The following is a 25,980-nucleotide window of genomic DNA, read 5'->3' as shown; positions in this document are numbered from 1 at the left end:
CCCGCCGGCGCCGCCCGGCCCGAGGAGACCCGATGACCCACCTGCCCGAGCTGCTGGCCGCCGTCGCCGCCGCCGGCGACCCCGGCCCGTTCGCACTCGTCCGGCGCGAGGGCGCCGACCACCTGGAACTGTTCACCGGCGCCGTACGCGCGGTGCCGCGCCTGGCCGACATCCCGCTGCCCGACGGGGCGTCCGGCCCCCGCACGCTGGCGCTGGTGCCCTTCCGGCAGGTCGCCGAGCGGGGCTTCGCCTGCGTCGACGACGACACCCCGCTGGAGTGCCTGGAGATCGACCGGCACGAGCGGGTCGCCCTGTCCGACGCGCTCGCCGCGCTGCCCGACGTGCCGGTGCGCACCGCCGACGCCGCCTTCGACGTCGACGACGACACGTACGCGGCCACCGTCGGCCGGGTGCTCGCGGAGGAGATCGGGCGCGGCGAGGGCGCCAACTTCGTCATCCACCGCTGCCTGCGGGCCACCGTCGAGGGGCCGCCACTGGTCGCCGCGCTCGCCGCGCTGCGCCGGCTGCTGCTGCGCGAACGCGGGGCGTACTGGACCTTCGTGGTGCACACCGGCACCCGGATCCTGGTCGGGGCCAGCCCGGAGCGACACGTAAGCGTCGGCGACGGCCTGGTCATGATGAACCCGATCAGTGGCACGTTCCGGCACACCGGCGCGGACGCCGACCGGGACGCCCTGCTGCGCTTCCTCGCCGACCCCAAGGAGGTCGAGGAGCTGTACATGGTGCTGGACGAGGAACTGAAGATGATGGCCACCGTCGCCGAGCACGGCGGCCAGGTCGTCGGGCCGTACCTCAAGGAGATGTCCCACCTGGCGCACACCGAATACCTGCTCGCCGGCCGGGGCACGAGGGACGTGCGGGAGGTGCTGCGGGAGACGATGTTCGCCCCCACGGTCACCGGCAGCCCGATGGAGAACGCCTGCCGCGTGATCGCCCGCCACGAGCACACCGGGCGGCGCTACTACGCCGGGGTGCTGGCGCTGCTCGGCCGCGACGACGACGGCCGGCAGACCCTGGACGCGCCGATCCTCATCCGTACCGCCGAGATCTCCCCCACGGGCGGGCTGCGGGTGCCGGTCGGGGCCACCCTGGTGCGGCACTCCACGCCCGCCGGCGAGGTGGCCGAGACACACGCGAAGGCGGCCGGCGTGCTCGCCGCGCTGGGCCTGGGCCCGCAGGCGCCCGCGTCGGGCGCGCGCCCACCCGTACGCCTCGCCGAGGACCCCGAGGTCCGCGCGGCGCTGGCCGCCCGCAACGCGCCGCTGGCGCGGTTCTGGCTGGACCAGCGCGACCCGGACGCCCCCGGGCTGCCGGGGCTGGCCGGGCGGCGCGTGCTCATCGTCGACGGCGAGGACACCTTCACCGGGATGCTGGCCCACCAGTTGGGCGCGCTGGGCCTGGCCGTGACGCTGCGGCCCTGGCAGGCCGCCGGGCCCGTGACCGGTTTCGACCTGGTGGTGGTGGGCCCCGGCCCGGGCGACCCGGGCAGCCCCACCGCGCCGAAGATGGCCGCGATGCGTGACCTGCTCGCCGGGCTGCTCGCCGAGGGCCGGCCGACCCTGGCGGTGTGCCTGGGCCACCAGCTGCTCTGCGGCCTGCTCGGGTTGGCCCTGCACCGCCGGGACGCCCCCTACCAGGGGCTCCAACGGGAGGTGGAGATGTTCGGCGCGCGCCGCCGCGTCGGCTTCTACTCGTCGTTCACCGCGCGGGCCGACGCCGACCGGCTGGCCACCCCGTACGGCCCGGTGGAGGTGGCCCGCGACGGCGCGGACGGCGCGGTGCACGCGCTGCGCGGGCGAGGCTTCGCGGGGGTGCAGTTCCACCCCGAGTCCGTGCTCAGCCCGGACGGCCTGGCCGTCCTCGCCGACCTGCTGACCGGGCTGCTGCCGCCGGCGGCCGGCCGGCTGCCGGCGACGACGGGCGCGGCGGAACGCGCATAGTCGCGCCGATCGGGGGTAGGGCTGGGGGCGACCGGCGGTCCGGACGGGTCGAGAGCCCCCGCCCGGGTCGCCGGTCGCCACCCCCAGCCGGTGATCATCCTCGTACCCGCCGGGGTTACCGCGGCTCGCCGCTCGGCAGGCGGGACAGTGCCGCAACAGCAGGTCTACTTCGTCTTCGGTGTTGTGGCTGTGCACGGATGCCCGCACGACCGCAGGAAGCCTCGCGCCGCCAGGTCGTACCTGGCGGGTCACCGTCAGCGCACTGTCAGTGCACGGTAAGTCCGCTCGGGACGGTGGAGGAAACCGAGCGAGAGAGCCGCCTGACCATGGACACTCCGATGACCGCGAGCGAACTGCATGCCTACCTTCGGCGGATCGACGTGGCCGATCTGCTCGGCGCGTGCCCGGAGCCGACACTGGGCACGCTCGAGACGGTGGTGGCCGGACACATCCGCAGCATCCCGTTCGAGACTCTCGATCCGGCACTCGGCCGTCCGGTCGCCGACCTACGCACCGGAGCACTGGTCGAGAAGCTGGTGCACCGGCATCGGGGCGGCTACTGCTACGAGCAGAACGGCCTCCTCAGCGGGGCACTGCTGGCGCTCGGATACGACGTCGCCGCGCTCACCGGTCGAGTCGTCTGGAAGCAGCCCGATGACGCCCCGCCCACACCGCGCACCCACCTCGCCCTCGCCGTCGCGGTCCCGACCACCGGCGAGCGGTACCTCGTCGACGTCGGTTTCGGGGCACAGACGCTCTCCGCGCCCATCCGGATCGACGGGGAAGGTCCGCAGCCGACCAGGCACGAGCCGTACCGCCTGGTGGCGATGCCCGACGGTTGGCGCCGGCTGGAGGCCGAGATCCGCGGCACGTGGCGGCCGCTCTACGTGCTCGGGCCGGATGCGCAGGCACGAATCGATCTCGAAGTGGGAAGCTGGTACGTCTCAACCCATCCCGAGTCGGCCTTTGTCCGGGGCCTGAGTGCCGGTCTCGTAGCCGACGACGCCCGGTGGGGTCTGCGCGGCAACCTCCTGAGGGTGCACCGGCGCACCGGTGACAGCGAGCGCGTCGTCCTCGGTTCGGCGGCAGCGGTCATCGAAGTGCTCACCGGCCGCTTCGGCATCGACGTCACCGGCCTCGGTGACGTCGAGGCTCGCCTCACCCGACTGCTCAGCGGCTAATTCGAGGTCGGTCGTCCCGCACGTCACCCGTCACCAGCCGGGCGGCGGCGATGCGGCGGCCCGGCGCGACGAGCGGGTACGCGGACGCTCCGGCCATGTCGGGCCCGGACGCGGGCCAGCGCGAACGCGAGAAGCGTTCCGTCCGGGGCGGGCGGGTACCGCTGGTCACCTCACCCACTACCCGCCGGCCATGCCGAAGAAGCTGCCGCGCATCGCCGCCGAGGCAGCGTCGCGAGAGTCGACCCGCCGCCCTCGCCGTCCACCTCGTTCCCCTGGCGTCACGGCCGACCGGATCAGGCGGCCATCCCGGCCTTCAACGCCGCGCCGATCTGCACCGCCCGCCGCACCGTCAGCGCGGTCGCCCCCAGGGCGATGTCGTCCGGCGCGATCTCGCCGTTGTTGCTGGTGTGCGAGGCGCCGTACGGGTTGCCGGCGACGAACTGGCTGGCGTCGGTGTAGCCGGGCGTGACCACGACCCCGCCCCAGTGGTAGAAGACGGTGAACAGCGACAGCAGGGTCGCCTCCTGGCCGCCGTGCGACGTGGCCGTCGTGCAGAACGCCGAATAGACCTTGTTGGCCAGGGCGCCCTGCGACCACAGCGGCCCGGTGGTGTCGATGAACTGCTTGAGCTGGGCGGCCATCACGCCGTACCGGGTCGGCGTCCCGAAGATCACCACGTCGGCCCAGGACAGGTCGTCCAACTGCACCTCGGGGACGTCCTGGGTCTGCAGATGGTGCGCGTGCCAGCCGGAGTTCGACCGGATCGCCTCGTCCGGCGCCAGCTCCCGCACCTTGCGCAGGCGCACCTCGGCGCCGGCCTCACCGGCGGCCTCGCACGCCGCCTGCGCCATCTGGTACGTGATGCCGGTCGCGCTGTAGTAGATCACCGCGACCTTCGTCTGGGCAGCCATCAGGTGTTTCTCCCCTCATGTCGGGTCAGCCCCGGCGACTACCCGTCAGCCGCGCCGGCAAACGGTGCCCGCTCCGACCGCCTCGACGGCGGCCGGCACCCGGCGGCGGCCGCCCGCGGCCGGCGGGGGATGCTGAGGCATGCTGATCAGAGCCGCCGCCGCCGACGACTGGCCGAGGATCTGGCCGTTCCTCCGCGAGATCGTGGCGGCCGGCCAGACCTACACCTGGCCCCGCGACGTTGACGAGGAACGGGCCCGGACGATGTGGCTGGTGCCGCCGCCCGGGCGCGTCGTGGTCGCCGTCGACCCGGACGGCACGGTGCTGGGCTCGGCGAAGCTCGTGGCCAACCAGCTCGGGCCGGGCGACCACGTCGCCAACGCCAGTTTCATGGTCGACCCCGCCGCCGGCGGGCGCGGGGTGGGCCGGGCCCTTGGCGAGCACGTGCTGGGGCTGGCCCGCGCCGACGGCTACCGGGCCATGCAGTTCAACGCCGTGGTGGCGACGAACACCCGGGCGGTGGCCCTGTGGCGGTCGCTGGGCTTCGAGGTGGTCGGTCGGGTGCCGGAGGCGTTCCGGCACCCGACCGAGGGCTACGTCGACCTGCTCGTCATGCACCGTCGGCTCTGAGCCTCCGCCACCGATCGGCGCTCCGGCCGTTGGCGGTTGCCCTGGCGGCCCCTCGCAGCGCGCAGCGACGGCCGTTCGGCGATCCACGCCCGCACCCGGATTGGCCGGGTTAGCCTCACTTCGGGCCAATTCGAGGGTATTGCTCGCATGCTGGCCGCCAGAAGATCCGTGGACGGAGGTGCGACGGATGCGGGGTCCCCTCTGGCGGGGCTGGCTGTGGAGCCCTCGGATCTACCTTTCAACGGCGATGCGCCGCACCGTGTCCCGACTGCAGTGGTGGGAACAGGGGGAGCAGCGGGCCCGGGCCACCCAGGCGGCCACGACCGCGCGCTGGTGGCACCGTCCCTGGTGGTGGCTCACGCTCGCCACCCTGGCGGTCGTGATCGCAGCGCTCTGGACCCTCACCCAGCTCGTCCTGCCGGCGATCGACATCGCCCTCGCCTGGCTCGACCTTCCCCGGCGGCCACCCCTCCCCTGGCTGTCGAGCAAACACTGGTGCCCGAAGGGCCAGCAGGGCAGCTGCGCGAAGGCCGGCGACTTCCTCGGCAAGGCCGTCACCCTGGCCCTCGCCTTCGTCGTCTTCTTCGCCTTCACCCGGTTCCACGTGCACAACTGGTATCTCCGGATCGCCCGCCGTATGCCCGAGCGGCTGGTCACCACCTCCAACGACACGCTCGCCGACATCACGGGGCGCGACGAGTTGTGCGAGGTGCTGATCGAACGCGTTCGCGACCCCGATGTGCGCTGTCCCATGGTGCTAATCGGTGGCGTGGGATCCGGCAAGAGCGCCGTCCTGGCCAAGCTGGCCCATGAACTGGCCGCCCGTCACGTGCTGCCGATACCGCTGCGGATGCGCGACGTACCGGTCGACGGCGGCGAGATCGATTTCGAGCAGGCTGCCAAGAAGCGGTTCGCCGACTTCATCGACCCGCGCCTGTACAGCGACTCGCAGGCGGACCGACTCTGGCGACAACTGCGTTGGAGCAACCAGATCGCGGTCCTCGCCGACGGACTCGACGAGATCGGGGGCGAGGACCAGCACGGACCGGCCGGCCAACACGACAGCCTGCTGCGGAACGCCTTCACGAAGTCGGCCCAGGACGGCCTGCCCCTGATCGCCGCCACCCGCCCGTACGACCCGCTGCGCGCCATGCCGGTGGTCGTCGTCGAGCTGGAGCCGCTGAGCGAGGGCCGGGCACTGGAGTTCGGGCTCGCCACCGACACCCCCCACGCCCGCCCCTCGTGGGCCACCGTGGCACACCTGATCGTCGGCGCCGACGCGACCGAATCCCCCCTGTATCTGAAGATCATCCGGGACCTCAACCAACAGGGTCGGCTGCACGGGTTCATTCCGCCCGAGTCGAGCGCGACGATCCGCCCGACCGACCGCGCCGAAGTACGCTGGAAGCTGCTCGATGCCTGGTCCCAGGCACTCGAGGAGGGCTACATCTGCGAGAACTTCGCGCGCGACCACGACCAACGGGCGCAGGCCCTCCAGGTGGCCGGCGCCTTCGCCTGCGTCGGCCTGCGCGAGAACACCCTGCGGGTGCGGTACGACCAACTCCTCGGCGACGATGGTTGGCAGCAGCGGTCTCACCGGCAACACGTGCTCTACGAGTACCTGCACGGCCGAACCGCCGGAAACCTCGACCTCAGCAGCAGGGCGGATCTGGCCGCCGCGGTGACCACCGCCGGCGAACTGTCCCTCGTCGAGGTCGAATCCGAGGGGGTGCGCTTCCACCACGGGGTCATCCAGGCGTTCCTCGGCGCGCGGTTGCTTGCCGACACCGCCGTACGCGAGACACTGCTGCCCGACCTCGTCGCCCACGAGCCGAGCCGTGAGTCCCTGATCGCGCTGGTCCTGCTGTCGCGCCTGCTCGTCGGTCAGGAACAGGAGCGTGGAAAGCCCGACCCCGGCGAGCGTGGACGGCAGGTCGGGCGTCAGATCTGGCAGACCTTCCTTCGGCTACCGCCGCCGGCGCCCCGACACCCCCTCGCCGAAATCGTCGATCAACTCAGGAGGCGCGCGGCAGAGGACGAAGGGAACCGGTGCTGGCAACTCGAGATGTACACCGCGGGCATGGAGGTGGCCGTCAAGGCGCCCCCGCCCGCGCTCGACCTGCTCGTGGCCGAGATCGAACAGAACTGGCCCCGCTTCCAGGAGCCGGCGATCGGCGACCGCCCTCTCGACGAGGCGAAGCTGGGCCTGATCCGCTGCTGGGGAAACGTGGCTCGGCTCGTCGCCGACGACCGCAGGCACGTCACCCGGGGAGATCAGGACCGGCCCGCGCCGCCCGCGTACGACCGGCTGTTCCGGGTGGCGGCGCAGGAGGAGTCGTACCGGGTCCGGCTCTGCGCCGCCCGGGAGATCGCCCTGGGGGGCCGACCGGCCGCACGCGCCCTGCGCCGCCTCGACGGGCTCGCCCCCCGGCCCGATCCGCCCCACGACGACCACGCCGAACGGGACCAGCAGCTTCGTGCCTGGGTGGTGCCACTGCTCCACCTCGCCACGATCCGGGACACCGACGACGCGGAGGACCTGCCCCAGGACACGAAGGACCTGCCCGGCGAGACGGACACCTACCTGCGAGACTGGCTGCAGGCACTGGCGGCGCACGGGACGACGGGGCGCTCCCTCGGCCTCGGCGCCGAGATCGCCCTCGCCCAGGGTTTCCGGCTCGCCGCCAACGTGCGCCAACTACCGGTGGGCCGTCAGGACGCCGACCGCAGTTTCCTCGTCGAGAAGGCCGAGTTCGCCCTGGCCCATTCCCGGTTCTGGTACAGCCACCTGGCCCTGGTCCAGGCCCTCACCCTGCTGTCCCTGCCGATGGACCCCGCCGAGGAACTGCCGGTACGCGGACATGGCGCCAACCCCGTCGGCCTGGTGCAGCACTGGTTGCGGACAGCCGGCAGCGCGGTGCCGGACCGGGACAGGTGCACGGCCCACCCGTTCCTGCTCGAAGCGGGGCGCCTCTGTCTCCAAGCGCTGGTCAGCCGGGAACCGGAACGGTTCTGCTGGGTGGACGAGGGTGAGACGGCCGGGCGCGTCGGCTCGTGCAGCCCGTCGCCGGACGTACGACGGATCCAGAGCCTGTGGATCCCCGACTCGATGGGTTGGAGTGTGCTGGACCCGCGGGCGGAACGGCTCCTCGCCGACGTCATGCTCCTGCTCAACCTGGCACAGCGTGGCAGCTCCCCCGCCCACCGCGAGATGCGGCTGCATCGCGCGGACCGCTGCGACCTGCCCCCGTGCCTCACCAGTGACCGATCGGCGATGGAGCCGCAGCGCAGCCTGCGCACCACCGAGCCGTGCACGCCGGGGGAGACGTGCCTCGACGACTGTCCGTTCCGGCTGTGCCCACTGCCGGCGAAGGGTGAACCGCTGCCACACCGGATGGACCAGAACTTCTGCGCCCGTCAGGCCGACCTGTCCACGCTGCGGTACGTGCTGCGCGCGCGAGCGCCCTGGCAGGGTGTCCACCGCGCCAACATGCGCCGGTTCTGGCGGCAGATGTCCCGGCGCGATGTGCCGAAGTGGCGACGATGGTGAGCGTCCCCGCGGTCAGGGACGGGAGATGGTCGAGCCGACCGGGACGCCGCCGTACCTCAAGATGTCCGCAAGAATCGATGCGTACGGTGCCGGTCGGGCCGCCGGACCGGGGATCCTGGTCACACCGGTGCGGGCGGAAACGGCAGCCGCCGACGCGCCGGCGAACCTGAACGGGGGATCGCGCTCCGCCGGCAGCGCCGCTGGCGAAGCGCGATCAGGGGAGCCACGGGCGTCACTTGTCCAGCTTGTCCCGCAGGTCGTCGACCTCCCGCTGGATGCGGTCCACCGCGCCCTCGTCGTTGAGGACGGTGGTCACCCCGGCGGCGAAGGCCAGCCCGATCAGCACCGCCAGGGCGCTGAGCACCAGGCCGCCGATCGCCACGCCCCGGCCGGTCACCCCGGGCCGGCCGGCCATCCTGAGCCCGACGATGCCCAGGATCACCCCGATGATGCCCAGCAGCAGCCCGATCCAGGACAGGATCACGGTCAGCACGCTGATCAGTGCCGCCACACCGAAGACCAGCGCGAACGCGGCGGCGGCACTGGTCTTCGCCGACGTGCCGGCCCCGCGCTCGGCGGACCGCGTCGGTGCGGCGCCGCGCCGGGACGGCTCATTGGACGCAGTCATTTCGCTCCCTCCACGCGCACCGTTGCGCGTACCTGGGCGGGCGCTTTCCCGCTTCGGCCGCGCGTATGCGAGCCCGGCGACGTCGGTGGGCGGTCCTAGGCTGACGGCGACCTTTCGTGAAGGGAGCCCGATGACGGTGGACCTCGACGGGCGCGAGGCGCTCGCGCTGCGGATGACCAGCCTGCTGCTGCGCCCGCACCCCGGCGCGCACCCGGCCACGGTGGCCGACGTGGTGGAATGGTTCGGCGCCATGCAGGCGCAGGACCTGGCCAGCGGCATGTGGTCGCTCGGGGTCCGGCTGCCCGCGCTCGACCACGACGAGGTGCACGCCGCGCTGGAGCGGCGGGAGGCGCTGCGCACCTGGCCGATGCGGGGCACCGTGCACCTGGTGCCGCCTCGCGACGCCCGCTGGATGCTGGAGCTGACCGGCGTACGCCCGCTGACCTCCGCCGCCACCCGCCGCGCCCAGCTCGGGCTGACCGAGGCCGACGCGGACCGGGCGGTCGACGTGCTCGGCGCCGCGCTCGCCGGCGGCGGCCGGCTGACCCGGGCGCGGTGCCTGGCCGCGCTGGAGGCGGCCGGCATCGGCACCTCCGACCAGCGCGGCTACCACCTGCTCTGGTACGCCAGCGTGCGCGGCGTCACCTGCCTCGCGCCGAGCGTGGGCACCGAGCAGACCTTCGCCCTGCTCGACGAGTGGGCGCCCGCACCGCGCCGGCCGGAACGGGACGAGGCCCTGGCGCTCCTCGCCCAGCGCTACGTGCGCTCCCACGGCCCCGTCACCGCCCGGGAGTTCGCCGGGTGGACGGGGCTGACGCTCACCGACGCCCGCCGGGGTTTCGCGGCCACCGGCGGCGCGCTGGCGACCGTGCGGGTCGACGGGGAGGAGGCGTTGGTCGACGCGGCCCTGCTGGACGCGCCGCGCCCGGCGGTCGACGACCTGCTCGTGCTGCCGGGCTTCGACGAATACCTGCTCGGCTTCAAGGACCGCTCGCTGATGCTCGACGCCGCGCACAAGAACGCGATCGTGCCGGGCGGCAACGGCGTCTTCCAGGCCACCGTCGTGCGCGGCGGCCGGGTGGTGGGCACCTGGAAACGGTCCCTGGACAAGGCCCGCGTGACGGTCCGGGTGCTCCCCCTGGTGCCGCTCGACGGGCCGACCAGGGAGCGGGTGGAGGGGGCGCTGAGGCGCTACGCCGAGTTCCTGGGCCGGTCGCTGCGGGTCGACTGGCCCGACTGACCGCGGGCCTCCCGGCAGCCCCGCCGGCACCGCAGGCCACGCTGACCTCAGCGGTGACGGCGACCCGCCCGCCGGCACTGCTCCTATCCGACGGCCCGTCGACGAATCCGCTCCCGGCGGCCGGGTATCCGGGCGGTGACCGAGAGGGAGGTAGACGACCGATGAAGCTCAACGCACAGCAGGCCAACTCGCTGTACGGGCAGGACGTCAAGGACCGCTCGGGGTCGAAGATCGGCAACGTGGGTCAGATCTGGACCGACGCCACCGGCGAGCCGACCTGGGTCAGCGTCAAGACCGGGCTGATGGGCCAGAAGGAGTCGATGGCTCCGCTGGACAAGGCCCGGATCACCGACAGCGGGCTCGCGGTCGACTACGACAAGTCCACGGTGAAGAACGCCCCCGTCGTGGACGCCGGCACCGACCAGCCGCTCGACACGGCGCAGATCGAGCAGCTCTACGCCCACTACCACCTGCGACCCCAGCCGGCGCCGAGCGCCTCGCGGGGCCGGGCACCGGGTGCGGGCGAGGACCTCGTCCGGTCCGAGGAGCGGCTCCGGGTCGGCACGGAGAGCCAGCCCGCCGGCACGGCACGGCTGCGCAAGTACGTCGTCACCGAGGACGTGCACACCACCGTGCCGGTCGAGCACGACGAGGTGTACGTCGAGCGGGAGCCCATCGCCGCCGGCGACGCCCGTGGTGTCCGCGCCGACATCGGCGAGGCCGAGCAGGAGATGACCCTGCGCGCCGAGCGGCCCGTGGTCGCGAAGGACACGGTGCCCGTCGAGCGGGTCCACCTCGCCAAGGACGAGGTCGTCGAGCAGCAGCCCGTCGACGACCAGATCCGGCGCGAGCGGGTCGAGGCGGACATCCCGGAGCCGGCCCGGCGACGTCGCTGACCGCTGGCACGGCGAAGGGCGGGTGGGTCGGTGCGACCCATCCGCCCCGCGCGTCGTCGCGTCAGTCGGCGAGCGCGCCCGCCGCCCGGCCCTCGTGCAGGGTCAGGTTGCGCCCGTTGGACGGGTCGAACAGGTGGATCTTCTCCAGGTTGAACCAGACCCGCCGCGGCTGCCCCTCCTCGACCGGGGACTCGGCCGACAGCCGGGTCACCAGGCTGGCGCCGCCGCCGCTGAAGTCGGCGCCCGCGTCGGCGGCGAGTTCCTCCAGCTCGGCGGCGCTGGCCCGCTCCCCCTCGACGGTGAAGTAGACGTACTTGTCGGAGCCCATCGACTCGACGATGTCCACCGGCGCCTCGAACTCCATGCCCCGGCGCCGGGTGTCGTCGTCGATCAGCGCGGCGTCCTCGAAGTGCTCCGGGCGGATGCCGAGGATCAGCTCGCGCGGCGCGTCGGCCCCCTCCAGCTCGCGCCGGATCCGCTCGCCGATCGGCACGTCGCCCAGCGCCGTACGCAGCTTGCCGTCCTCGACGGCGGCGTGCAGGAAGTTCATCGACGGCGAGCCGATGAACCCGGCGACGAAGAGGTTGCGGGGGTGGTCGTACAGCTCCTGCGGCGGGCCGACCTGCTGCACCGCGCCGCCCCGCATGATCACCACGCGGTCGCCGAGCGTCATCGCCTCGGTCTGGTCGTGGGTGACGTAGACGGTCGTGGTGCCGAGCTTCTTCTGCAGGCGCGACACGACGGTGCGCATCTGCACCCGCAGCTTCGCGTCCAGGTTGGACAGCGGCTCGTCCATCAGGAACGCCTTGGGCTGCCGGACGATCGCCCGACCCATCGCCACCCGCTGGCGCTGGCCGCCGGAGAGGTTCGCCGGCTTGCGGTCCAGCAGCGCCGACAGCTCCAGGACCTTCGCCGCCTCCTCCACCTTCCGGTTGATCGTCTCCTTGTCGAGCTTCGCCAGCCGCAGCGGGAACGCCATGTTCTCCCGCACGGTCATGTTCGGGTAGAGCGCGTACGACTGGAACACCATCGCGATGTCCCGGTCCCGGGGAGCCTTGTCGTTGACCCGCTCGCCGCCGATGCGCAGCTCGCCGGAGCTGATGTCCTCCAGGCCCGCGATCATGTTGAGGGTGGTCGACTTCCCGCAGCCGGACGGGCCGACCAGGATCACGAACTCGCCGTCGGCGATCTCCAGGTCGACGTCCCGCACCGCCGTGGTCCCGTCCGGGAACCTCTTGCTCACCTTGTCGAGCACGATGTCAGCCATGACTACCACCTATCCCTTGACTGCGCCGGAGGTCAGGCCGGAGACGATGCGGCGCTGGAAGAAGAGGACGAACAGGATGATCGGAATGGTGATCACCACGGCGGCGGCGCAGATCGCCCCGGTGGGGTCCTCGAACTGCGACTCGCCGGTGAAGAACGACAGCGCCACCGGCACCGTGCGGGCCCGCTCGGTCGAGGTCAGCGTGATGGCGAAGAGGAAGTCGTTCCAGCAGAAGATGAAGACCAGGATCGCCGTGGTGAACAGCCCGGGCGCGGCCAGCGGGGCGATGACCCGCCGGAACGCCTGGCCCTGCGTCGCGCCGTCCATCTTCGCCGCCTTCTCCAGGTCCCACGGGATCTGCTTGAAGAACGCCGACAGCGTGTAGATCGCCAGCGGCAGCGCGAAGGTGATGTACGGCAGGATCAGGCCCGGCCACGTGTCGAAGAGGCCGAGCTGCCGCTCGATCTCGAACAGCGGCGACACCAGCGACACCTGCGGGAACATCGCGATCAGCAGCGAGACGCCGACCAGCAGCCGCTTGCCGGGGAAGTCCAGCCGGGAGATCGCGTACGCGGCCATCGCGCCGAGCACCACGGCGATCAGCGTGGCGATCAGGGCGATGCCGATCGAGTTGACCAGGGCCCGGACGAACTGGTCGGTGGAGAAGATGCTCCGGTAGTTGTCCAGCGTCCACTCGCGCGGGATGAACTTCCCGTCGGTCAGGGTCGCGGGCGTCTTGAACGACAACGACATGATCCACAGCACCGGCACCAGCGCGAAGACGACCACGATGGCGTCCAGCAGGCCCCAGCGCAGCTTGGCCCGGGTGGTGGTCTCGGCCATCTCAGCGCCTCTCCCCGTCGTCGCTGCCGGGGGCAGCGGTACCGAACAGCTTCACGAAGACGAAGGCGATGATCGCCACGGTGAGGAAGATCAACACCGACATCGTCGACCCGATACCGAGGTTCAGGCCCCGGATCAGGTTGTTGTAGGCGAGCATCGACACCGACGAGGTCTCGTTGCCGCCCGCGGTGAGCACGAAGATGTTGTCGAACACCCGGAACGCGTCCAGGGTGCGGAACAGCAGCGCGACCAGGATCGCCGGCTTCATCACCGGCAGCATCACCTTCGTGAACCGCTGCCAGGCGGTGGCGCCGTCGGTGGAGGCGGCCTTGAGCAGGTCCTCCGGCACCAGCGCCAGGCCGGCCATCAGCAGCAGCGCCATGAACGGCGTGGTCTTCCAGATCTCGGCCAGCATGATGATCGCCAGCGAGCTGGCCCGCTCGGTCAGCGGCGCGCCGTCGCTGAACAGGTTCGCCAGGTAGCCGGTCCCCGGCGTCCACGCGTACCGCCAGGAGAACGCGGCGACCACCGTGACGATGCCGTACGGAATCAACGCGGAGGTGCGCACTAGGCCCCGGCCGACCAGCGTACGGTGCATGATCAGCGCGAGCCCCATGCCGAGCACCAGCTCGACCGCGACCGTGACCACGGTGATCAGCGCGGTGACCCCGAACGCCGTCCACCAGAACTCGTTGGTCAGCACGGTGACGTAGTTCTCCAGCCCGATGAACTCACGCTCGTCGGGAAAACGCAGGTCGAAGCGCTGCAGCGACAGCCAGACCGAGTAGATGATCGGGTACGCGGTCACCAGCACCATGACCAGCGCGGCGGGCGCGCAGAGCAGCCAGCCCAGCCGCCGCTCGGCCTTCTTGTTCTCGCTCAGCGGGGCCTTGCGGCCGCGCCCGCCCCGCTGGGCCGGCACCGCGGCGTGCCGGTCGGGACGGGCCGTCTCCTCGGCGGTCACGTCGGCGCCCGCCGGGGTGGCGTTGACGCTCATGCCCCCACCTCCCGGCCGTCGGCGTCGGGTCGCCCGGTGCGCTCGCTCACGGCAGGACCCCCTTCGATTCGAGGGCGTCGGCGATGGCGTCGCGCAGCTCGTCGGCGGTCCGCTGCGGGTCGATGGCCGACGGTGGCGACAGGATCGCCGACATGACGGTGGAGATGCTCTGGTACGCCGGGGTCAGCGGCCGGACCGCCGGGTCCTTGAGCTCTTCGAGGATGGTGTCCCGCATCGGGTACGCCTCGGCCATCTCCGGGTCGGCGTAGACCTTCTCGATGGTCGGCGGCACGCCGTCGTTGACCGCGGAGAACTTCTGGTTCTTCTCGTTGCGGATGCACCGGGCCGCCTCGAAGGACTCCTCGGGGTGCTTCGAGTACGCGCTGACGGCCATGTTGACCCCGCCGATGGTGACCTTGCTCGGGGTGTTCTCGTCGACGCCCGGGACCCGCGCCCAGCCGACCTGCTTCGCCAGCTCCGGGTTGGCTTCCTGCATCGCCGGATAGACGAACGGCCAGTTGACCTGGAACGCGCCGTTGCCGGACTGGAACTCCAGCCGCACCGGGTCCTCGGTGGCGTTGCTGAACGACGGCGACGTCACGCCCGACGTGGCGAACCGCTGGAGCTGCTCCAACGCCCGGACGGTGCCGGCGTCCATCACGGCCTGCTCGCCGTCGTCGCTGAGGATCTTGCCGCCGGCGCTCTCGGCGAGGGTGTTGTAGAGCACGACGAGGCCCTCGTACTGGGCGCCCATGGTGAGCACCTGGTGGGGCTTGCCCTGCTGCTTCAACTCCTGGGCCGTGGAGATCATCTGGTCCCACGTCTTCGGCGGCTCGGGCACGAGGTCCTTGCGGTACCAGAGCAGCTGCACGTTGGTGTTCTTCGGCGCGCCGTAGAGCTTGTCCTGGTAGCGGGCCGTTTCGAGTGGGCCGGCGAGGGTGCCCTGCTCCACCTCGGCCTTGTCCTGCCCGGTCCACTCCAGGATCCAGTCGGCGCTGGCGAACTCCTGGGTCCAGGTCACGTCGAGGCCGAGCACGTCCATGCCGCTGTCCTGCGCGGCCAGCCGGCGCACCATCTGCACCCGCTGGTCGTCGGCCTGCCGCGGCAGCACCCGGTAGGCGATCTGGTAACGCCCCTGGGCCTGCGCGTTGCAGTCGTCGACGACCTTCTGCAGGTTCTGCTCCGGCGGGTAGTACAGATTGATCGTGGGCGTTCCGCCGTCCCCGCCGGAACCGCAGGCGGCCACCGTCGGCGCCACCAGCGTCAACGCCGCGGCGGCGGCCATCGCGCGTGCGCGGGGCCGCCTGCGGCGTCGGGCCTTGTCAGGGTCGCTCATTCGCCCCTCCCCTCGTGTCGGCCAAAGCCGGGGTGGGGCTCCGTGCCCCGGCGCACGGCGGAACTCTCAGGGCGCTGACCAGCGAAAATCTGCGACCCCGGGGTTTCGTGGCCCCAACACTGCCCGACCTGCGAAGCGGCGAAACCTGGCGCTGGTGAGACGGCCCCGACAGAGCCCGGTGTGGCGTGGTTCACCGCCGTGCGGGCCGCCCCCGCCGACCGTAGGCTCGGCCGATGGACGCCACCTTCTTCTTCGACCCGGCCTGCCCGTGGACCTGGCGCACCTCCCGCTGGCTGGTCGCCGTCGCCGACGCCCGCACCCTGCACGTCGAGTGGCGGGCGTTCAGCCTGGCCATCCTCAACGAGGGCGACGTCGCGCCGCAGTTCGCCGAGGCGCTGGCCGCCTCCAGCCGGGCGCTGCGACTGGTGGAGGCGCTGCGCGCCGACGGCCGCCACGACGCCGTCGCCCGCTTCTACGCCGAGGTCGGGGCCCGCAGCCACGACGCCGGCAACCCGCTGTCGCCGAAGATCGTGGACGCGGCCGTCGAGGCGGCGGGCCTGCGGGAGGCCGCGCCGGCCCTCGACGACGACCGCTGGGACGACGCGGTACGCGAGTCGCACGCGCTGGCGTACGCCTCCGCCGGCCCCGACGTCGGCTCACCGGTGCTGATGGTGCCCGGCGCCGACCGGGGCGTGCACGGCCCGATCCTGACCGAGGTGCCCGGCACCGACGACGCCCTGACCATCTGGGACTCGCTGCTCCCCCTGATCCGCATGCCCGCCTTCCACGAGGTCAAGCGCGCCCGCCACTGACCTCCTCCGTCCTCCCGCCCCCTCATCCGGTTGATCATGAGGTCGTCGACGCGAATCGTCCGCGCCGCCGCAGCCAACTTCGTTTTCAACGGGCTGGCGGGTGAAGAGGCGGAGTGGTCGGTGGAAGGTGGGGGCGGGCGTGGCGGGCCGGGCCGGGCCGGATCGGGCGGGATGATGGGGGCGTGATCGCGCGCTTCAAGGATCTCTGTCTGGACGCCGCCGACCCCCGCGAGACGGGAGCGTTCTGGTCCCGGGTGCTCGGCGGGGAACTGGTGGACCTCGGCGACGGCGACACCCGCGTCGACCCCCGGGCGGCCGGCGCCGACGCCGAGTCGATCTGGGTCAACCGGGTGCCCGAGCCGCGTACGGCCAAGACCCGCGTACACCTGGACCTGCGGCTGCCCCAGGCCGACCCGGCGGCACTGCTGGCGGCCGGCGCCCGGCTCGTGCGCGAGCCGGACGCGGAGGTCGAGTGGTGGGTGCTGGCCGACCCGGACGGCAACCAGTTCTGCGCGTTCCCGCCCGGGGAGGACGCCCGACCCGGCCCGTTCGAGCTGGTCGTCGACGCGGCCGACCCCGCCGCCCAGGCCGCCTGGTGGGCCGGCGTGACCGGCGGCAAGGCCGACACCAGCGCCACGGGCGTCGCGTTCGTGGTGGACGCCGCCGGCTTCCCGTGGGACTGGTGGGTGTTCGTCCCGGTACCGGAACGCAAGTCGGTCAAGAACCGGATGCACTGGGACGTCGACCTGAGCGCCCCGGAGCCGACCGCACTGATCCGGGCCGGCGCGACGCTGCTGCGCGAGCCGGACGACGCCGTCGACTGGTGGGTCCTGGCCGACCCGGAGGGCAACGAGTTCTGCGCCTTCGCGCCGCGTCCCGGCCGGTGAGCGGCGGGCCGTCCAGCAAGCGGCGCGATCGACTGGTGGCGGTGGTGTCCGACATCCGGGCGAGTGGTTGACGAAACCGTTGCAGTGCCGTCGCCTGGGCGACGCGCACGTACGTGCCGCGCCACCCGCAGCAGCCGGGCAGCCTCCGCCTCCGAGAAGACCTCACGCTCCAGGACATCCACCACATGGCCGACCTTCCACGCGTTGGCTCTTCCCTGGGTCATGGCAGACGCCCCTCGCGCTCAGGCCGAGGTCGAGCAGCTCCGTGCGAGACAGCCCGGCAACGGCCACCCCCTCGCCCGCGATCCCGACCCACCTGAGCGCCGCCTCGACGCGCCTGCGCCGACGAGGTTGCGCGCGAGATCGCCACGGCACACGACGACCAGTGTTCTTCCCGGAACGTGTATCGCGGACGTATCGAAAAACGCATACGCCACCGCAACAGCCTGACGTCTTCAGTGGAGGGACGAACCGCGGCGCATCAATGTCAGCGCCAGATTTTCGACCGGGAAGGACCGTGAGCATGGACTCGGATTCGGTACGTGGCATCGACCGGCGGCGGCTGGTCAAATGGGGCGGGTTGGCGGCCGCCGGCGCGGTGGCCGCCGTGCCGCTGGTGAGCGCCGGGATCAGCCACGCCGGCACCACCCCCGCCGCGCCGGACCGGATTCCGCCGGACACCCTTCCCGGCGGAGCCTACGACCGGTACGTGGCCCGGTTGGCCGCCGAGGGCAAGTTCTCCGGTGTGGTGCTGCTGTCGCACCGGGGCCGGACGGTGCTGTCCCGCAGCTACGGCATGGCCGACCAGGAGAAGGGGATCCGCAACCATGAGGGCACGGCATTCAGCCTCAGCTCGGCGGGCAAGCCGTTCCACGCGGTGGCCATCTTGCAGCTGGCCCAGCAGGGCAAGCTGTGGCTGTCGGACACGGTGGGCACCCACCTGACCGGCTTCGCCACGGACATCGCCGACCAGGTGAACATCCACCACCTGCTGACCGGCACTTCCGGGCTGGAGTCCCCGGATGAGGACGTGCAACGCGTCTTCCAGAGCCGGGATGAGGTGCACGAGTACTACGAGCAGCGGGCCCGGCAGGCGAAACTGGTGGGCGTCCCGGGCCTTCCCGGCACCCGCCACGCGGAGGCGGAGGTCACCATTTCCGCGCTGATCGTGGAGGCCGTGGCCGGCACGACGTACTGGGACTACGTCCAGGAGAACATCTTCCGGCGCTGCGGCATGACCGGCTCGGCGTTCTACACCCGGCCGCAGTGGCTCACCGACGCGCACATCGCGCACCCGTACATGACGCTTGCCGACGGCAGCGTGGTGGACGCCGTTCGCAACTTGGACCAGGGCAGCCCGTACCCGTACGTACTCGGCAAGAACCCGGGCCGCGCCTTCATCGACGCCCCCGGAGACGGCGGCTTCGCCACCGCGCCGGATCTGGTCCGGTTCGCCCAGGCGCTGAGCGACGGCACGGTGCTGGACAGGCCCTGGGCCGACGTGCTCACCGGGGCCAAGATCCCCCACAGGCCGGGGTCGTTCGGGACGTACGGGATCCCGATCCGCATCGTCGGCGGCCAGTGGATGTTCCAGCGCGCCGGGGGCAATCCCGGTGTCGGCGCCAACTGGAGCATCTACCCGGACACCGGCTGGGTCGGCGTCATCCTCAGCAACCGCGACGGCGCGCCGCTGCAGGACATGATCGGGCGGGAGATGCAGGCCATCACCGGGGCTTCGCGCGGTGACGGGTCGGGTGGCTGAGGCAGTTTGCTCGCGACACGGCCTGGAGCGGTGTGAGTCATGATTCGTCGATGCGAGCCCATCGGAGAAGGCATGGGCGTAGTTGTGCAGGGCTCCGCGCAGCGGAGCTGCTGGTGGCTGCCGGACGGAGCAGATCGAGCCGCCGGTGAGCGGGCGCATCGACCGGGTCGTGCGCTTCGCGCTGCACCAGGCCGAGCAAGCGCTGACCGTCCGAATCGTGGACCGGTCGCCCATCGACGTCGGCACCCCGGCTGCGGGCCCCGGTCGCAGCCGGGGTGCCGGGCGACGACGCCGGGATTCCGTGTATCGCGCACGTATCCAAAAGTGCATACGCCACCGCAACGGCCCGCCGTCTCCAATGGAAGCCATGAACCACAGCGCATCCCCGTCAGCCCCGCCCCGCCGCACCCGCAGGATCGTGCTCGCCAGCCTGGCGATCCTCGGCCTGGCGAGCGCGGCGTTCGTTGTGTGGCAGCCGCTCATGATGTCCGCTCCGAGATGCATGGCCGGGCGATGGCACGGCTGCTACGACACGTTCAACGGGGTGCTGCTGATGATGCTGGTCGCGCTGCCGCTGGCCGCTCTGGTGGTGTGGGCCCTGGCGCACCGCCGACGTGCCGACGGCCCCACGTCGGCGTGGCGGACGTCGACGGCCGAGGTGAGCATGGTCTACGGGACGGTGCCGCTCGTATGGATGACCACGATGCCGGGCCCGGGGGCCGGCATCGCCCCGGGCCGGGTGAGCCTGGTCCCGCTGCGGGACCTGCTCACGATGGGGCCGGTCGGAATCGGCGGCAACCTGCTGATCTTCGCGGCGCTGGGGTTCTTCGCTCCGATGCGGTTCGCGGCGCTGGCGTCCGTGCCGCGGATCCTGGGACTCGGGGCAGGCTGCTCGGCCCTGGTCGAAACCGCACAGTACATCCTACGGCTGGACAGGGTCTCCTCCGTCGATGACGTACTGGTCAACGCCGCCGGCGCCGTGCTGGCCGCGCTGGCGTCACGCCACTGGTGGCGCACTACGGCGGAGAGGCCGTCGGACCAGCCTCGGCCCGCCCCGACGGCGGCAGGCTGAGTCGCGTGTCCGGTGTGCACACCTCGGCGCTATCTTTTGCCGATCATAGGCTTCAGGCATGCGCGTACTGATCGTGGAGGACGAGCCCCACCTCGCCGAAGCCGTCCGTGACGGTCTGCGGCTGGAGGCGATCGCCGCCGACATCGCCAGCGACGGCAACACCGCCCTGGAACTGCTCAGCGTCAACTCCTACGACCTCGCAGTCCTCGACCGCGACATCCCCGGCCCCTCCGGCGACGAGATTGCCCGGCGCATCGTCGCCTCCGGCAGCGGCACCCCGATCCTCATGCTCACCGCTGCCGACCGGATCGACGACAAGGCTTCCGGGTTCGAGCTCGGCGCCGACGACTACCTCACCAAACCGTTCGAGCTGCGCGAGCTCGTCCTGCGGCTGAGGGCGCTCGACCGTAGACGCGCGTACGCCCGACCCCCGGTCCGCCAGATCGCGGGCCTACGGCTCGACCCCTTCCGCCGGGAAGTCTTCCGCGATGAACGCTACGTCGCGCTCACCCGCAAACAGTTCGCCGTGCTGGAAGTCCTCGTCGCCGCCGAGGGCGGTGTCGTCAGCGCCGAAGAGCTCCTGGAACGGGCCTGGGACGAGAACGCCAACCCCCTCACCAACGCCGTGCGCATCACCGTCTCCGCACTGCGCAAACGGCTCGGCGAACCATGGATCATCGAGACCGCGCCCGGCGTCGGCTACCGGATCAACACCGATACGAACACCATCGCCCCTGGCAGTGACACCACCACCCCCGGCAGTACGCATGCATAGACGCCCAGGGCTCAGCGCCCGACTGAAACTCACCCTCAGCTACGCCGGGTTCCTCGCCGTCGCAGGCGCGCTCCTGCTGGCCGTGGTGTGGGGCTTCCTGCTGCGCTACGTACCCGACACCTCCCAGGGCCTTCTCGGGATCTCGCCCAACCGCTACGTCCTCCTTCAACTCTTCGCCCCCGCTGCCGCCGTGGCGATGGTCTTCCTGCTCGTGTTCGGGCTCGTCGGGGGATGGATCCTCGCCGGCCAGATGCTCGCACCACTCACGCAGATCACGGATGCGGCAAGGCTGGCCGGGAACGGTTCGCTGTCCCACCGGATCCGCATGAAGGGCCGCCAGGACGAATTCCATGAACTCTCCGACGCGTTCGACTCGATGCTCGAACAACTCGAGTCCCACGTCGCCGAGCAGCAGAGGTTCGCCGCGAACGCCTCCCACGAACTGCGCACCCCACTCGCGATCTCGCGAACACTCCTTGACGTCGCCCGCCAGGACCCCACGCGGGCCCGGGGCGAACTCATCGAACGCCTGCACTCCGCCAACATGCGGGCGATCAATCTCACCGAGGCCCTCCTGCTACTCAGCCGCAGCGACCGCGGAAACCTCACCCGTGAGAGGGTCGACCTGTCCCTCATCGCCGAAGAAGCCGCCGAAACGCTGCTTCCCCTCGCCGAACAGCGCCGGACCACGCTGGACCTCACCGGCGGGGCGGCCCCGACCAGCGGCTCCGCCGAACTCCTGTTGCGGATGGTGACGAACCTCATCCAGAACGCCATCGTCCACAACCTTCCCACCGACGGCACCGTAACGGTCCACACTGAGGCGCTCGGCGGAACAAGCGTGCTGCGGGTCGAGAACAACGGCCGCCGGCTCGCACCAGAACTGATACCGACCCTCACCGAACCCTTCCAGCGCGGAACTGAACGCGTAAGCACCGACCAACACGCCGGCGTCGGCCTCGGCCTGGCCATCGTGCACAGCATCGTCCGCGCCCACCAAGGAACCCTCGACCTCGCCCCCAGCCCCAACGGTGGCCTCCTTGTCACGGTCCGACTACCCCGCACGCCGTAGGCATCCTTGCGGCACCACGGTCAGCCGCAGTGTTCAGTGCGCGGGGCTCGCCGCGGCGGCCAGGATGCTCTCGATGAGGTCGGCCGCGCGGAAGGTGCCGCCCTCGGCTCGGGCGGCGGCCTGCAACCGCTTGGACCGGTCGGCGCGTTCCGGATCCGCGACCAGGTCGTCCAGCGCCGCGCGCAGGGTCTCGGCGGTGGCGTCAGCGGTATCCACACGGCGGGCGACGCCGAGTTCCACGAGGCGGTCGGCGTTCATGAACTGCTCGGCTCCCTGCGGCACGGCGATCATGGGAACGCCGGCGAGGAGCCCTTCGCCGCAGCCGCCCATGCCGGCACGGGTGACGAAAGCGTCGGCCTGTTCGAGGACTCGCCCGCTGCGAACGCGAGCGCGACCAGGCCCTCAACCGTTCACCGCCGACGTCGACCCGCCTCCGGCCGACCCCGCCCCCGTCCGATCGGTTAATTCTCGCGGGAACTCCCCTGCACCGCCGGCCCGGTTGGGCAGGATCGTCCCCAACGAGGAGGTGCCGTCGTGCAGGACACCCGCGCTCTCGCCCTGACGTTCGAGGTGAGCGGCCTGCCACCGGTGAAGACCGAGGCGCTGTCCGTCTTCGCCGCCGGGCACCGGCAGGCGACGAGGGTCCGCACCCTGCTCCTGGCGGCCTGCGAGGCGGCCCAGCGCACCGGCTGGACCCCGCTGTCGGGGCCGGTCGAGGTGGATCTCGTGCTGCGCTGCCCGCCGGGGCACCGCACCTCCGACGCCAGCACCCTGCTGGGCGGGGTGTGTGCGGTGCTCCAGGACAAGAAGCGGGTGACCAGCATCGGCCTGGCGCACCTCGGCGTCCTCGTGGATGTCGCCCTCTACGACGACGACCGGCAGATCCGCCGGCTGTCGTACGTCGAGGAACCGGCGGAGGACTTCTCGTACCGGGTGCGGGTCGCCGCCGTACCGAACGTGGTTTGACCGACGACCGCGGTGGGGTATCGCGGACGCCGACGAAGGGAGCGCCGATGTCGGAGCCACATGTCACGCTGGACCCTCGCGGGCTCGATCCCGTGCAGCAGAAGCTGCGCGGCCCGTTGGAGGACCAGCTGACCTCGGCGCTGCGGGCCGCGACGGAACGGGTCAGCGCCAGCTACGCCGGCGAGCCGGTCGAGCAGGTCTGCCAGCGACTGCTCGACGAGACCCGTGGCGGCCTGCACCCCGACATCGCTGCCGGCTTCGAGCCGGACATGGACGAGTTCTGCCGGGTGGCGGTCGCGATCGTGCGCGGCGAGGTCTCCTGACCCAGGCGTGACCGCCCGTACACGACGCCGGAAGACCGCTCGCCTACGGCGCGGGCAGTCTCCTCGGCGACATCACCGCCGGAAAGCTGACGGACAGGTCCGTGAGCGCGACCGTACGTGGGGTCTTCGGCGGGCTGACGGGGACGCTCCTGCTCGTCCCGTTCGCCGTGGTGCGCTGGACCGGCCTGGCGGGCGCGGCGCCGAGCCTGATCGGGCTGGACGGCCGAGCCGCCACCGTCCCGCGCTTCGGACACCGACGCCCGCGCGGGGTGGTCGGGCCGATTCCGGCGTCAACGGCGGTGTCGTCGGCTCCCGGGATCGCAAGCGGGCCGATTCCGGCGTCAACGGCGGTGTCCTCGGCTCCCGGGATCGCAGGAGGAGGCGAGCCCTCGCCGGACGGCCCTGCCGAGGTCGTCGGCGGGGGCCTCCGCCGGGACGGCGATCGTGGTGTCCGTGAACACGAACCCGAGGCCCGCGCCCCGGTACTCGGTGGCGACGACCACGCAGCCGCCGGAGTCGTGACGCTCGACGCCCACCGCCCGGGCGCCCCGGGCGAAGACGGCGACGGAACCGACCCGCGCCAACGCCAGGAGCCGGCGCAGGAACTCCCGCACGTCGTCCGCCGTGACGTCCCGCAGCGGCTCCTCGCCGGCCCGCAGGCCGTCGCGCACCAGCGCGCCGAGGCGGCCGTCGGCCACGTCGGCGGTGGTCGCCTCGCACCAGCCGTTCACCACCCTCGGGCCGCCCACGACGCGGGAGTGGCTGGACACGTAGAGGCGGCCGTCGTCGCGCTGGTAGACGTCGACCCAACCGCCCATGTCAGTGACGGTCGAGGCTCGCGTACGGGCGGGGGATGCCTGGCGTCACGGTGTCCCGGGCTCCTTCGCGTCGAGCGGGGTCGACCCCCGGGCACCTGCCGGGGCGGGTCAGGACCGGGTCCGCAACTCCCCGGTCCTGACCCCCAGCCGTCCGGCGTGGTAGCGGACTTCGCCAGATGAGCGCGCGGGCGTGGCACGCCGCCCACGCCGGGCTCAACACGGCGAGCCTGCCGCCTGCACTCAGCTCCACGGTGCCCAACTACCGGACTTCGGCGCGCCCCCGACTCACCCCGAGGAGCCGTGAGCGCCGGATCAGGCTAGGCGTGCCGCCGGTGGCCGGACAAGGACGAACCGGGGCCGGGCGCGGGTGATTGATGTCAAGGTGAAAAAGCGGCATGTCGACGTAACACGGCCATGCCGAGCAGCGCTGTTTTCCCGTCGAGGCGACAACCGTGTGGCCGGTGCCCGCGCCGCCGCCGACACCCGGCCTTCGGCCCTCGGCGGTGGCCGGCGTACGGCCCGCGCCGAGGGCGCGGTGGCCGGCGTACGGCCCGCGCCGCCGCCCAGCCTACGGCCCGCGGCGGCGGCCGGCGTGCGGTTCAGAAGTGCAGCAGCAGTTCGGGGAAGGCGGACAGCCGCAGCACGCCCCGGTCGGTCGGGTCCAGCTCGTCGTGCTCCAGCACCCACGTGTTGTCGTTGGGGATGAACACGGCGTTCATGCCGGCGGCGCGGGCCGGCAGGATGTCGGACTTCGGGGAGTTGCCGATCATCCACGCGCCGGCCGGGTCGAGGTCGTGCTCCCGGGTGAGCCAACGGTAGGTGTCGACGTCCTTCTCCGGCACGATGTGCGCGGCCCGGAAGTGGTGCAGCAGCCCGCAGGCGTCCAGCTTGCGCTGCTGTTCCTCGCGGTCGCCCTTGGTCAGCAGCAGCAGCTCGTGCCGCCCGGCCAGCTCGTCGAGCGCCTCGGCCACCCCCGGCATCAGCTCGACCCGGTGCTCGACCAGCGCCGCCGCCAGGCCCTCGATCTCGCGCCGCTCCGCCTCCGTGGCGGGCCGCTGGCGCAGCCGCTCCAGGCACTCCGCCAGGCTGCGCAGGAACACCTTGCTGCCGTACCCGTGGGCGACCGCGTTGGCCCGCTCGACGTCGTCGAGGATGGCCCGGGTCTCGGCCCGGTCGAGGGTCGGGTGGTCCAGCCACTCCAGGAAGTCGTCGATCACCCGCTCGAACAGGACGTTGTTCTCCCAGAGCGTGTCGTCGGCGTCGAAGACGAGCACCTGCCCGCCGCGCCTGCGCGTCGCGTCCCCCATGACTTCCTCCCCGCGATGCGACTCCGGGCCGAGCTGGCGGGGGCGCACCCATGTGATCTTGGACAGTTCCCGTGCGGTGCGCACCGTAACTGTCCAGGATTCCGAGCGGCAAGCGAGTTGGGAGCGGCTCGCGACAGGGGTCCGGGGTGCGGGGGTCACGGGTTGGCGAACACACCGGAGACGATCATGTCCTCGCGCTGTTCCTGCCTGTCGGGGCGCAGCCGCCCGCCCCGGGTCAGCATGACCGTGCCGTGCAGCAGCGCCCAGCCGACCTCGGCGAGCGTGTCGGGGTCACGGCCGGCGGCCAACGGCGCCAGGGCCACGCGCAGTTCGGCGAAGGCCGCCCAGGGTGCCCCGGGACCCGGGTCGCGGCCCAGGGTGAGATCCGAGGTGTGGGCGAGCATCGCGTCGTAGACCTCGGGACTGGCGTACGCGAAATCCAGGTAGGCCGTCACCACGGCCGGCCACTCGCCGTGCCCGCCCCCGGCGGCGGTCTCCCGGGCGGCGGCGAGCGCGGCGGCCAGGTCGGCGAAGCCGAGCACCGCCACGGCCGACATCAGCGCGGCGGGATCCGGAAACCAGCGGTAGACGACCTCGATGTCGATCCCGATCCGCTCGGCCAGCCGGCGGTGGGTCACCGCCGCCCACCCCTCCGCCTCGGCCAACTCCCGGGCGGCCAGCGCCACCCGCTCGCGCTCGGGGGCGGCGTCTGATCCGTCTGCTGGCGACACGCCGCCGATGCTAGCGA

The 25,980-nt window shown here is 72.0% G+C and carries 23 protein-coding genes and 1 pseudogene; 14 read left to right on the top strand and 10 right to left on the bottom strand.

All coding sequences use genetic code 11. The features are described from left to right. Positions 1 to 32: 32 nt before the first annotated feature. Together GA0070606_RS26360 and GA0070606_RS26355 are read left to right on the top strand one after the other, a co-directional pair. Positions 33 to 1,961, top strand: coding sequence for a chorismate-binding protein (locus GA0070606_RS26360; protein ID WP_091105530.1), 1,929 nt, complete (start codon positions 33 to 35; stop codon positions 1,959 to 1,961). Between the two features lie 293 nt (positions 1,962 to 2,254). Beyond that, the gene (locus GA0070606_RS26355) at positions 2,255 to 3,142 is read left to right on the top strand and encodes an arylamine N-acetyltransferase family protein (protein ID WP_245724812.1); all 888 of its coding nucleotides are present in this window, start codon (positions 2,255 to 2,257) and stop codon (positions 3,140 to 3,142) included. A 293-nt stretch (positions 3,143 to 3,435) separates the two neighbouring features. On the opposite strand, the gene wrbA is transcribed toward GA0070606_RS26355, so the two are convergent. Next, positions 3,436 to 4,053: an NAD(P)H:quinone oxidoreductase gene (wrbA, locus tag GA0070606_RS26350; RefSeq protein ID WP_091105528.1), complete on the bottom strand. Its 618-nt coding sequence runs from the start codon at positions 4,051 to 4,053 to the stop codon at positions 3,436 to 3,438. A 139-nt stretch (positions 4,054 to 4,192) separates the two neighbouring features. Between wrbA and GA0070606_RS26345 the strand changes: the two genes are divergently transcribed. Both GA0070606_RS26345 and GA0070606_RS26340 read left to right on the top strand, forming a co-directional pair. Continuing rightward, entirely contained in the window at positions 4,193 to 4,681 is a 489-nt protein-coding gene (locus GA0070606_RS26345) for a GNAT family N-acetyltransferase (protein ID WP_091105525.1), read from the top strand. A gap of 187 nt (positions 4,682 to 4,868) precedes the next feature. After that, a complete protein-coding gene (locus GA0070606_RS26340; RefSeq protein WP_091105521.1) occupies positions 4,869 to 8,231 on the top strand; it encodes an NACHT domain-containing protein in 3,363 nt (1,120 codons plus the stop codon). 232 nt (positions 8,232 to 8,463) lie between these two features. Here GA0070606_RS26340 and GA0070606_RS26335 read toward each other — a convergent pair whose 3' ends face one another. Then, positions 8,464 to 8,859: a DUF4190 domain-containing protein gene (locus tag GA0070606_RS26335; protein WP_091105518.1), complete on the bottom strand. Its 396-nt coding sequence runs from the start codon at positions 8,857 to 8,859 to the stop codon at positions 8,464 to 8,466. 130 nt (positions 8,860 to 8,989) lie between these two features. On the opposite strand from GA0070606_RS26335, the gene GA0070606_RS26330 reads away from it, so the two are divergent. Then, on the top strand, positions 8,990 to 10,099 hold the full coding sequence (locus GA0070606_RS26330; protein ID WP_091105516.1) for a winged helix DNA-binding domain-containing protein: 1,110 nt from the start codon (positions 8,990 to 8,992) through the stop codon (positions 10,097 to 10,099). A gap of 161 nt (positions 10,100 to 10,260) precedes the next feature. Next, positions 10,261 to 10,995, top strand: a complete 735-nt coding sequence (locus GA0070606_RS26325) for a YsnF/AvaK domain-containing protein (RefSeq protein WP_091105513.1) — start codon at positions 10,261 to 10,263, stop codon at positions 10,993 to 10,995. A gap of 61 nt (positions 10,996 to 11,056) precedes the next feature. On the opposite strand, the gene GA0070606_RS26320 is transcribed toward GA0070606_RS26325, so the two are convergent. Genes GA0070606_RS26320 through GA0070606_RS26305 form a run of 4 tightly spaced genes read right to left on the bottom strand, consistent with a single transcriptional unit; the run spans position 11,057 to position 15,438 of the window. Continuing rightward, positions 11,057 to 12,262 carry an ABC transporter ATP-binding protein gene (locus tag GA0070606_RS26320; protein ID WP_091105511.1) on the bottom strand — a complete coding sequence of 402 codons (1,206 nt, stop codon included), beginning with the start codon at positions 12,260 to 12,262 and terminating at the stop codon, positions 11,057 to 11,059. 9 nt (positions 12,263 to 12,271) lie between these two features. Beyond that, positions 12,272 to 13,105 (bottom strand): carbohydrate ABC transporter permease, encoded by an 834-nt coding sequence (locus GA0070606_RS26315; RefSeq protein ID WP_091105508.1) that lies wholly within the window; start codon positions 13,103 to 13,105, stop codon positions 12,272 to 12,274. A gap of 1 nt (position 13,106) precedes the next feature. Beyond that, entirely contained in the window at positions 13,107 to 14,102 is a 996-nt protein-coding gene (locus tag GA0070606_RS26310) for a carbohydrate ABC transporter permease (RefSeq protein WP_091105506.1), read from the bottom strand. 46 nt (positions 14,103 to 14,148) lie between these two features. Continuing rightward, on the bottom strand, positions 14,149 to 15,438 hold the full coding sequence (locus GA0070606_RS26305; protein WP_091105504.1) for an ABC transporter substrate-binding protein: 1,290 nt from the start codon (positions 15,436 to 15,438) through the stop codon (positions 14,149 to 14,151). A gap of 233 nt (positions 15,439 to 15,671) precedes the next feature. On the opposite strand from GA0070606_RS26305, the gene GA0070606_RS26300 reads away from it, so the two are divergent. The 6 genes from GA0070606_RS26300 (at position 15,672) to GA0070606_RS26275 (ending at position 21,818) form a co-directional block, all read left to right on the top strand. Continuing rightward, positions 15,672 to 16,250, top strand: coding sequence for a DsbA family protein (locus tag GA0070606_RS26300; protein WP_091105501.1), 579 nt, complete (start codon positions 15,672 to 15,674; stop codon positions 16,248 to 16,250). A gap of 182 nt (positions 16,251 to 16,432) precedes the next feature. Continuing rightward, positions 16,433 to 17,137, top strand: a complete 705-nt coding sequence (locus tag GA0070606_RS26295; protein WP_091105496.1) for a VOC family protein — start codon at positions 16,433 to 16,435, stop codon at positions 17,135 to 17,137. Between the two features lie 523 nt (positions 17,138 to 17,660). Next, on the top strand, positions 17,661 to 18,899 hold the full coding sequence (locus tag GA0070606_RS26290) for a serine hydrolase domain-containing protein (RefSeq protein ID WP_091105493.1): 1,239 nt from the start codon (positions 17,661 to 17,663) through the stop codon (positions 18,897 to 18,899). A gap of 367 nt (positions 18,900 to 19,266) precedes the next feature. Continuing rightward, a complete protein-coding gene (locus GA0070606_RS26285; RefSeq protein WP_091105490.1) occupies positions 19,267 to 19,971 on the top strand; it encodes a VanZ family protein in 705 nt (234 codons plus the stop codon). A 58-nt stretch (positions 19,972 to 20,029) separates the two neighbouring features. After that, complete coding sequence (locus tag GA0070606_RS26280) at positions 20,030 to 20,746, top strand: response regulator transcription factor (protein WP_091105488.1); 717 nt, start codon at positions 20,030 to 20,032, stop codon at positions 20,744 to 20,746. Next, on the top strand, positions 20,739 to 21,818 hold the full coding sequence (locus GA0070606_RS26275; protein WP_091105485.1) for a sensor histidine kinase: 1,080 nt from the start codon (positions 20,739 to 20,741) through the stop codon (positions 21,816 to 21,818). Before GA0070606_RS26280 ends, GA0070606_RS26275 begins: the two co-directional genes overlap by 8 nt. Before the next feature lie 33 nt (positions 21,819 to 21,851). On the opposite strand, the pseudogene GA0070606_RS26270 reads toward GA0070606_RS26275, so the two are convergent. Then, positions 21,852 to 22,190 (bottom strand): annotated as a pseudogene (locus GA0070606_RS26270) (glycosyltransferase); the annotation flags it as partial. Positions 22,191 to 22,352: 162 nt separating this feature from the next. Here GA0070606_RS26270 and GA0070606_RS26265 point away from each other — a divergent pair. Further along, positions 22,353 to 22,784, top strand: coding sequence for a RusA family crossover junction endodeoxyribonuclease (locus tag GA0070606_RS26265; protein ID WP_091105483.1), 432 nt, complete (start codon positions 22,353 to 22,355; stop codon positions 22,782 to 22,784). A gap of 47 nt (positions 22,785 to 22,831) precedes the next feature. Further along, a complete protein-coding gene (locus GA0070606_RS26260) occupies positions 22,832 to 23,107 on the top strand; it encodes a hypothetical protein (protein WP_091105481.1) in 276 nt (91 codons plus the stop codon). Between the two features lie 341 nt (positions 23,108 to 23,448). Here GA0070606_RS26260 and GA0070606_RS32170 read toward each other — a convergent pair whose 3' ends face one another. From GA0070606_RS32170 to GA0070606_RS26245, 3 genes are all read right to left on the bottom strand, one after another. Then, entirely contained in the window at positions 23,449 to 23,925 is a 477-nt protein-coding gene (locus GA0070606_RS32170; protein WP_141721809.1) for a hypothetical protein, read from the bottom strand. A 599-nt stretch (positions 23,926 to 24,524) separates the two neighbouring features. Further along, entirely contained in the window at positions 24,525 to 25,232 is a 708-nt protein-coding gene (locus GA0070606_RS26250) for an HAD family hydrolase (protein WP_091105476.1), read from the bottom strand. A 155-nt stretch (positions 25,233 to 25,387) separates the two neighbouring features. Beyond that, positions 25,388 to 25,963 (bottom strand): TetR/AcrR family transcriptional regulator, encoded by a 576-nt coding sequence (locus GA0070606_RS26245; protein WP_245724810.1) that lies wholly within the window; start codon positions 25,961 to 25,963, stop codon positions 25,388 to 25,390. Between the last annotated feature and the right edge of the window lie 17 nt (positions 25,964 to 25,980).

Origin of the sequence: Micromonospora citrea, assembly GCF_900090315.1 — a bacterium.
Classification (GTDB): domain Bacteria; phylum Actinomycetota; class Actinomycetes; order Mycobacteriales; family Micromonosporaceae; genus Micromonospora; species Micromonospora citrea.
The sequence above is the reverse complement of the archived record's forward strand: the minus strand, read 5'-3'. Positions and strand labels throughout refer to the sequence as shown.